Source organism: Aliiroseovarius sp. B-4, assembly GCF_056857795.1.
The window spans coordinates 1-2,478 of the sequence record NZ_JBSXNV010000007.1 but is presented as its reverse complement, the minus strand read 5'-3'; the positions used below and the strand labels follow the sequence as shown (position 1 = coordinate 2,478).

At 61.1% G+C, this 2,478-nt stretch carries 2 protein-coding genes and 1 pseudogene; all 3 read left to right on the top strand.

Annotated elements, in window-relative coordinates; translation table 11 throughout:
* Positions 1–172: pseudogene (locus AC13C8_RS00175) on the top strand (DUF2493 domain-containing protein); the annotation flags it as partial.
* A 102-nt stretch (positions 173–274) separates the two neighbouring features.
* Entirely contained in the window at positions 275–1,480 is a 1,206-nt protein-coding gene (locus AC13C8_RS00170) for an SH3 domain-containing protein (RefSeq protein WP_482845994.1), read from the top strand.
* Positions 1,481–1,837: 357 nt separating this feature from the next.
* Positions 1,838–2,044: a hypothetical protein gene (locus tag AC13C8_RS00165; RefSeq protein WP_007120662.1), complete on the top strand. Its 207-nt coding sequence runs from the start codon at positions 1,838–1,840 to the stop codon at positions 2,042–2,044.
* Positions 2,045–2,478 lie beyond the last annotated feature (434 nt).

The window sequence follows — 2,478 nt, the reverse complement described above, 5'->3', positions numbered from 1 at the left end:
GGCGGCACCGTTCAAGTGCAACGACGAAATGCTCGACGACAAGTTCGCGGCGACGGGGGTTGTCCTCTTCGGCGGCAACGGGGTCGCGCTGAACCTCGGGCAGAAGGCGGAAGCGAAAGGCCTGACGGTCATGCGGGTTGCTGACCCGGCTAAGAGGACTGCGGATACGTGAACATAGAGGGTCGCCTTCGGGCGGCCCTTTCGTCGTTTCTCAAATGTTTGCGAACCTCAGGGGTGTCGCAGCGAACTCCAGCATTGAGTAGAAAAAGTCTGGATGACTGCAACACGGCCAATGTGGTTTTGGGAATGGCTGGATGGTATCTCGATGCAATCACAGCTTAATGTGGCCGTGCAGCAGAAGACATTTGTTGCGCAGCTCAACACCCGAACAGGTTTTTCCTCGATGCCTTTTTCTCCGGAACGCACCAAAGAGATCCAATCACGCATTGATGCGCGTTTGCGGTCCGGGCAGGCAAACGATTGGGAAGTGTCTTTTCTCACAAACATGGCTGAACGGTTTGAGCGTCACGGGACGGAGACTCGCCTGAGCAAAGCTCAGTACGCCAGCCTGCACAAAGTCCTGAAACTGGAAGGGGAAAAACCGGCCCAGACAAGGGCAGCTGCCGACGCCGGCACTTCGAAACCAGCACCAAAGCGCAGCCCCAGAGCCGTTCAGGCGAGCCCCCGTTCGATCTCCGTGAGCCGCGCAATCACCGCACCTCGGCGTGCCGTGCGCAAGGCTCAACGCCAAATCATGGTGCCGTTGGTGATCGCTGTCGGGTTCTTCGCGTTGGTTGGATCATTGTTTGAGACGTCGAATTCGCGATCCACACCCTACAGTCCGTCAGCAATTCCCACATCGCAAACGACAAACACCACTTACGTCTATGTGACAGGGACACGTGTCAACCAACGTTCTGAGCCGTCTACCGCGAACGCTGTGATGGGCGTCTTGAGCGAAGGGACTCGCGTCGAAATGCTTCGCGATGAAGGGCAATGGACCCAAATTCGGTCTAACTTGGGAGTGGGCTGGATGTCTTCCAGTTTCCTATCGCCGGTCGCGCCACCTGCAGAGCGACTCGCCTCGCAAGACCGGTCGCTTCGAGCCAGCGATGTGCGGATCATTGATGGTGATACGATTGATATTCGAGGCATGACAGCGAACGTGCGTCTCGTCGGGTTTAACGCGCCTGAGACATGGAGACCATCCTGCACTGCAGAGCGCCAGGTCGGGGAACAGGCAACAGCGCGTCTTGGTCAATTGGTGCGGGGTGCGGCGTTAATTGAGTTTGAGCGCGTGGTCTGTTCCTGCCGGCCCGGGACTGAAGGCACCGATCGATGCAATTTCGGGCGGCTTTGTGGCTCGTTGTTCGTTGACGGTCGGGACGTGGGCAGTACGCTCATTGCTGAAGGTTTGGCCGTGCCATACCGATGTGGCCGCACCAGCTGTCCCCCACCCCCTCAACCCTGGTGCCGATAGCAGGGGCACTCACCCAACACAGACGACGAATCTTCGCGCGCGGCTGAACGCTGACCCGCTGTGTGGTGCGCGTGACGGATCATTATCCAGATGCATTGGATCAGAACGAACCAAGCCACCTCAGACCGGTATCGACGGGTGCGAACGCGACTGCAAAGTGGCGGCACAAAATCGGGTCTCTCCTTTTTGCTCATAGATGTGGATCGCACGGGGTCGGCCCAATCGTGCCCTGCGCTTCGCTCCGGCAAGCACAAATACGGCTTCCACGGCTAGCCGCGGACCCTCCGCATTTGCGCTTGCGACCGGGCCTCTTGCCCCCGTGCCGGGTGATCCCCATCGCAACAAGGAGTAACCCAAATGACCAACCACTACGTCGCCACCGTCCCCGTCAAGTTCACCGACACCGATGGCCAGGAGCGCACCCGTTTTCAGCGCGTGGGCGCGATGTTCCGCAACACCCGCAACGGGGACGGCTCGGAGTTCTTCAGCCTCAAGCTCGACTTCCCGGTCGCGGTCTCGGAGCTGGTGATGTTCCCGCCGAGCGCGAAGGATCCCCAGGACTGAATCCTCTGACGAGGATGGGCCGCCCCGGGACGATCTTGGGGCGGCCCGATCCCTGTTCCAGGGATGCCGTCACCGGCGCGGGTGATCGCCGGCAGCGACCCTTCTTGGTGCCGTTCGCTGCGCGTTCAACGGACGCACTCCCCCCCGGAATGATCAGGCCGCGACAGACCGGCCAGTCAGCCTCAAGGGGGCCATCCGCAAAAACCTATCGGCCAAGGCCTCCCGGTTTTTGCGGCAGAGATTTGGCAAGCCAAATCTGGCCCTCCTTGACCCTGCCTGTCCGCCCTGTCGGAGGGGTTTGCGCCCGCCCGCGGTTCCGTCCGAACACATGGGTGTTCGGCCAGCCCCTCGGGCGGGGCTGGCGGACGGGACCCCTAGGACAGGTGGTGCACTCGGTGGTGAGGGCGGCAGAGCCGCGTCCCTGCGGGCCGCGG